The sequence below is a fragment of the Streptomyces sp. AV19 genome (genome assembly GCF_015999245.1).
GTDB lineage: Bacteria > Actinomycetota > Actinomycetes > Streptomycetales > Streptomycetaceae > Streptomyces.
Map to the genome: position 1 here is coordinate 1 of NZ_JAEAMR010000072.1, position 1,583 is coordinate 1,583.

Here is a 1,583-nt window from a genome sequence, read left to right on the forward strand (position 1 = left end):
GATCTCCTCCTTCGGGGTCAGCGGCACCAACGCCCACATCATCATCGAACAAGCGACAACGAATGAATCGGAGTTGGAGAAGGACGGCCCCGACGCCGACCACGTATCTGCCTGCGCAGGCAGTGCCCCAGCGCCCTCTTCGGTGCCATGGGTGGTGTCGGCCCGTTGCGAGAGCGCGCTGCGGGAACAGGCCCGCCGGCTGCGGAGCTTCGCCACGGGCGCGGGCGATGCGCTCGACGCCGAGGCAGTGGGCCGGGCGCTGGTCCGGGAGCGGTCGGTGTTCGAACACAGGGCGGTCGTCCTGGGGGAGGACCGGGAGAGCCTGCTGCGGGGTCTGGGCGCCCTCGCGGCAGGTACCGCGACCCCCGAACTTGTGGAGGGACCCCCCGCACACGCGGGGCCCGGAAAGATCGCCATGCTCTTCGGCGGCCAGGGCACCCAGTGGGACGGCATGGCCCGGGAACTCCTCGACAGCTCACCCGTCTTCGCCGGACGTCTCGAGGACTGCGCCCGTGCGCTGGCGCCCCACATCGACTGGTCCCTGTCGGACGTCCTGCGCGGCGAGCCCGGTGCCCCGCCGCTCGACCGCGTCGACGTCGTGCAGCCGGTGCTCTTCTCCGTCATGGTCGCCTTGGCGGCTCTTTGGGAGTCGTACGGCCTCCGGCCGGACGCGGTGGCCGGGCACTCCCAGGGCGAGATCGCGGCCGCTTGTGTCGCCGGGGCCTTGTCTCTGGAGGACGCCGCGCGGGTCGCAGCGCTGCGCAGCCGAGCCTTGGAGGCGCTCGCCGGGGCAGGCGCGATGGTGTCCGTGGGCATGCCCGCCGCAGAGTTGGAGCCGCTGCTGGCCGGAGAGGACGACCGGCTGTCCATCGCTGCGGTCAACGGAGCGCGTTCCGTCGTGGTCTCGGGAGTGCCCGAGGCCGCCGACAGCCTGGTGGCCCGGCTCGCCGCGGACGGTGTGCCCGTCAGGAGGCTGGGGGTGGACTGGGCTTCGCACTCCCCCCAGGTGGAGTCCGTCCGCGAGGACCTGTTGCGCCTGCTGGAGCCGATCCGTCCGCGCGTGGGCGAGGTACCGCTCTACTCCTCGGTGACCGGTGCTCTGATGGACGGCAGTGAGCTCGACGCCGAGTACTGGTACCGCAACCTGCGCCAGGTGGTGCGCTTCGACGAGGCCACCCGGGCCCTGGCCGACGACGGACACCGGGTGTTCGTGGAAGCCGGCCCGCACCCGGCCGTCCTGGTGGGAGTACAGGAGACCCTGGACGCGCTGGGCATCACGGACGCCGCGGTCGTGGGGTCGCTGCGGCGCGGCGAAGGAGGCATGGACCGGTTTCTGCAGTCGGTGGCGCGCGTCTTCGTGAGCGGTGCGGCGATCGACTGGTTCCCCGGTGCCCGGCCCACCTCCGTACGGGGGGCGATCGAGCTGCCGACGTATGCCTTCGAGCGGGAGCGGTTCTGGCTCGACTCCCCGGCCGAACACCCCGCGGCGAGCCCTGTGGACCACCGCGACGCTGCCGGGACGGAGGTGTTGTGGGATGCGGTGGAGCGGGGGGATGCGGTGGGGGTGGGGGAGTTGTTGGGGG

At 72.3% G+C, this 1,583-nt stretch carries 1 protein-coding gene; it reads left to right on the plus strand.

Features of this window, described 5'->3' with window-relative positions; genetic code table 11:
• Window positions 1-151 precede the first annotated feature (151 nt).
• On the plus strand, window positions 152-1,583 hold a 1,432-nt coding region (locus I5Q34_RS33295; protein ID WP_307811782.1), incomplete at its 3' end, for an acyltransferase domain-containing protein.